Genomic DNA, 4,189 nt, shown 5'->3' on the forward strand with positions numbered 1-4,189 from the left:
CTGCTAGTTTGTGATTATACATATCTAATTTCAATTCTTTAATAGTTCTGTTTCTTAAATAAGAATGTCTTCTTCTGGTATTTCACCAGGTCCAATCCCTTGAAAGATGGATAATTCTGCTTCAGATCTAAGGTTACACCTGTTCCAGTAAACCCATTCCACTTTTGATGATTTAAAAAATGATTCTGCTACGGCATTGTCCCAGCAGTTCCTTTCCGGCTCATGGACTGTTTTATCAAGCCATTATAGCTTTTGATGCTGGTAAACCTATGGCTTGCATATTGAACACCTCGGTCTGAATGGAATATCAGTTGTATCGCTTTGCTTGCCTTTTCCCATACATCATATCATTCTGGATCTTGTCCTGCATTAAATAAACTGTAAAGATATCATAACTTCTTAGCGTAGCCGGAATGCGGTGCATGTTGAGTAAACGAATGGTTGGCGCTTCTTCCATCAACAGGAAAGCAGGTTTAGAGTTACGCACACTCATTTGTTTAATTATGGTATGCATAATGGTGGCAATAACCGGCGAATAGGAAGTATCAAACCTGGGATTGTTCACTATTGAAATCAATGCCGGATTTTCAGGATTATTAATATTTAAAGGAATTTCATCTGCAGATAAGACCATAAAAATATTTTGCGTGCTGATGCGTTTCAAGGTATTGGCCAGGGTGCTCTTTACCCCTGCCGTTTGCCTTTCGGAATCTTTACCGCTAATAAATGCATCGGCCATAGCCCTGGAAGTAGTATTGGTTTCAAGGAATTTTATAAGGCTTTCGGTATTCAAATATTGGTATATCGCTATCAGGTGGGGCAGGCTGCAGAACTTGGGATAATCAGCTTTAAGTTTCCAGATAAGCCCCCCAATTAAACCTTCAGCAGCATCATTAAAGAATTTGGATGCTCCGGTGGTACCCGATTCCTTTTGTTCGAGAAGATTTTCCAGCAGGACCCTGGAAATTTCATTTACGCTCTCCTCGTTTTCCAGGTACCTTGGTGCAATAGGATTTACGCGGTGAATGATCTTATCAAAAGAGATGATGTAAAACGGAATCTTCGATTTCTTGAAAAGCGGATATGCCATTTCGGTAAGCTCAAAATCTTTGTAATCATGGATTACCCCGCAGAAATTATATTTCTGAAAATGCTTCAGGAATCCATAGACAATGCTTTCCGTTTTTCCACTTCCGGCAGACCCAATAACAGATACTCCCCTTTTAATATTTTCAATTTTAAAAGCCTTCCCTTTGGTTTTGAACAGCACCTGGTAAATTTTTGAGGGCATATTCTCCCCGTTATCATCTACACAGAAGGCATAAAAAAGAGTATTTAAAAACAGCATTGGACATCCCAAAAATATCCAGCCCTTAAATAAAGTACTGTACATATAGCTAAAAAGAACGGTCTGCACCAAAATGCAAATGGTACTTAAAACCAGGTAATGTTTGAGAGAGAACTGGTTAAAACGGTCAAAAAGAAGTTTTGCTTTCATGATATTTTATTATTAGAAGAATTAATCCTGATTCGTATCTCACTAAATGCCGATGGAGCTGGATTTTATAGCAATATCCAGCCCCTGCCTCAGGCGGTTAAATACTTTTAAGGCCACTTGCGCCTGATTTACGGGAATGCCGGGCAGCATTGGCATTCCTGATTCCCGAAGTATCTTTAAGGCTATTGCTTTTTCATTGGTGGGCAGCTTCAGCAAAGCAGAAAAATACTTTCGCGGATCCTTTATAAAGTCTTTTCGTGATTTGTATTGTTCCACAAAATTCCTTTGGTAGCCGAAGAGTTTATCAAAGGTCTTTTCAGCATTTTTAAAAAAACTGTCGCGGTCAAAACCCCTTTTGACCATTGTACCATTTAGTTCCACCGCTGAAGCTTTATACTTGCTGCCGAGAGACAGGCTAAACCTGTTGGAAGCATCTTTGCGGCTCACAATGATATGGATATGGCTTTGAGGCCCTTCTTTTTGCATTCCCTGGACAATCCGCTGTCCGTTTTGTTGGTGTGGCGCCTCCTTTTCAAGCCTGGCTATTTGTTGCTCCCGAACTTTGATATTTCCTTCAAGTTCACCCCGCTCTATTTTCCGGATTTCATTTTTAAGCTCAAGTATTTTCGTGGCAAAAGGCTGATTTTCCCGAACCTGCATGTCATTACCTTTAAAGGTCCTCTGGTGCTCTATTTTCGCGTAATATTTAATATCATCCAGGCTTACCGGCCGGCCATTGATTTCCCTGTTAAAGGAAGTCACATAATCCTTCATCAATTCCCTGGTGTATTTCTTCAGGTCTTCACTATGGTTTTGCAGGCGGTTTAGTTCATATTTGGAAGGACTCGCCGTAATAGAATAAAACCTGGTCTCCGTTTTTTCCAGTTTTGCCGTATTGCCATCGTTTTCCCTTACTACCCCCTCCGCTGAAGTTTTATCCTCGTACTGATTAAAGAAGTGTTCCATCCCTTCATTTTCAAGACCTTCATTTTCCTTTTCCAAGTAACTCACGAAACCTGCGGAACTTTGGGAATAATTACCTCCCATTTTTTGTGGTGTTACAGTGATATACATAACTACAGGTTTAGTGTTCCCGATTAATATCCCGCTTCTCCTGGAGGAGCACTTCCTTTTTTTCTTCCAGGAACTTCTTCTCAAGGATCAAAGTATTCTTCTTAGGTTCTTCCGCCTCAAACAAGGACTGGATCATGGTAACAGTGGGTTTGGTTTGTGTCTTCTCCATATCCCTCATAATGGCTATTACTGCATTGATCCTTTTCTTAAAAGATTGTTCTATTGTTCTTCCTGTAGGACCCAGTTTTTCTTTTGGGGAAATTTCATTGTAGAAGAAGAAATCAAGCATGGTAGCCATGGCTTCCGTATGGGATTTGAAGTGTGTCCTGGAAAAATTCTGAAAGCGTTTTGCCGTTTCCCGCTTGAACCGGATGGTGATAAATCAATCCATATTTTTGACTTTTTTGATGCATTTGACGTAAATCTATCCCAATTTACAGGGGCTTTCGGGGCATTTGACGCAAATTGAAGAAATTTTTAAAACCGCTAAATTTGCAATAAATTGATTATCAGTAGTTTGAAACTAAAAAGGAATGCGAAACGAGGCTTTGCCCGTTACCCTCTTGCTATTCCTTTTCGTCCGCCCAGCGGACAAAAATTTCATACAATCTGGCTTATCGCCAATTGCTTTTTTCAGGAATAAATATTCCGACTGTAAATAGACTGATGGATATAGTTACCCGGGAAAGTCAAAAACAGGATAACTATAAGATTTAAATAATGCTGAAATTCAACATTTTAAATATACAACTTTTACCCATACATAAAGTTGAAGTACGTCCGGATTTTAAATTTAAGCCCATAAAAAAAGACCTGGAATTTTAGCCAGGCCTTTAACAAAATTGCACTGCAGAAAATTACAATATGCCTTCATCGGCAAAAGAGTAATATTTCCCTTCGGGAGTAATAATAAGGTGATCAAGAAGTTTAATATCTAAAAATTCCCCTGCACTTTTGATTTTAGAGGTTAGCCTTTTATCACTTTCACTAGGTCTGAAAGTTCCTGAAGGATGGTTGTGCGAAATAATTATCGCCGTAGCTAATGTTTTTAGGGCAACCGCAAAAACTGTTCGTACATCTACTAAAGTGCCGGTTATACCTCCCGTAGAGACTTCAAATATACCCTTTACCCTATTGGCATTGTTTAAAAGCAACACTTTAAAACATTCCTGCAGGGCAATATGATCTTTATTCCATTGGTTAAAAAGCAGTTCTTTAGCGCAAAGGGAGGAGTTGATCTTGGGAGATTATTTTACTTTAAAGCTTCCCCTGTATTTTATGGAAATTTCGTTAACTTTTGTTTTCATTTTGATTCAGTTAAAGGATTAAGAATGAAAAGAGGGTGAAACTTTTTAGGCACGGTAACGCCCTCTTATTTTTTATTTATTCGGCTGAATTATTGCCGTTCTTTACGCCTAACAAAAGGATTTCGTTGGCTTCCACTTCGGTAACATAGCGTTTTGTTCCTTCGCTGTCCTCATAGCTTCTGGACTTCAATTTTCCTGAAACTCCTATTTCCTTACCCTTTCCTGCATATTTCTCAATGATCTCTGCAGTTTTGCCCCAGGCTACTATGGTATGCCATTCGGTGGTCTGGATTCTTTCACCCTGCTCGTT

At 39.3% G+C, this 4,189-nt stretch carries 3 protein-coding genes and 3 pseudogenes; all 6 read right to left on the reverse strand.

The features are described 5' to 3' along the window. Positions 1–311: pseudogene (locus RM529_RS16060) on the reverse strand (IS3-like element ISLbl1 family transposase); the annotation flags it as partial. Between the two features lie 8 nt (positions 312–319). After that, positions 320–1,498: pseudogene (locus RM529_RS16065) on the reverse strand (type IV secretory system conjugative DNA transfer family protein); the annotation flags it as partial. 42 nt (positions 1,499–1,540) lie between these two features. Further along, the gene (gene mobB / locus RM529_RS16070; RefSeq protein WP_311485762.1) at positions 1,541–2,572 is read right to left on the reverse strand and encodes a MobB family relaxase; all 1,032 of its coding nucleotides are present in this window, start codon (positions 2,570–2,572) and stop codon (positions 1,541–1,543) included. Between the two features lie 10 nt (positions 2,573–2,582). Beyond that, a complete protein-coding gene (locus RM529_RS16075; protein ID WP_311485764.1) occupies positions 2,583–2,951 on the reverse strand; it encodes a BfmA/BtgA family mobilization protein in 369 nt (122 codons plus the stop codon). A gap of 478 nt (positions 2,952–3,429) precedes the next feature. Continuing rightward, positions 3,430–3,879 (reverse strand): annotated as a pseudogene (locus tag RM529_RS16080) (JAB domain-containing protein). Between the two features lie 76 nt (positions 3,880–3,955). Continuing rightward, on the reverse strand, positions 3,956–4,189 hold a 234-nt coding region (locus tag RM529_RS16085; protein WP_311485763.1), incomplete at its 5' end, for a single-stranded DNA-binding protein.

This window comes from Autumnicola edwardsiae (assembly GCF_031846505.1).
Taxonomy (GTDB): Bacteria; Bacteroidota; Bacteroidia; order Flavobacteriales; family Flavobacteriaceae; genus Autumnicola; species Autumnicola edwardsiae.

Excerpts from the sequence above, each read along its gene's own strand:
- mobB (WP_311485762.1), bottom strand. The coding sequence starts at position 2,572 with ATGTATATCACTGTAACACCACAAAAAATGGGAGGTAATTATTCCCAA.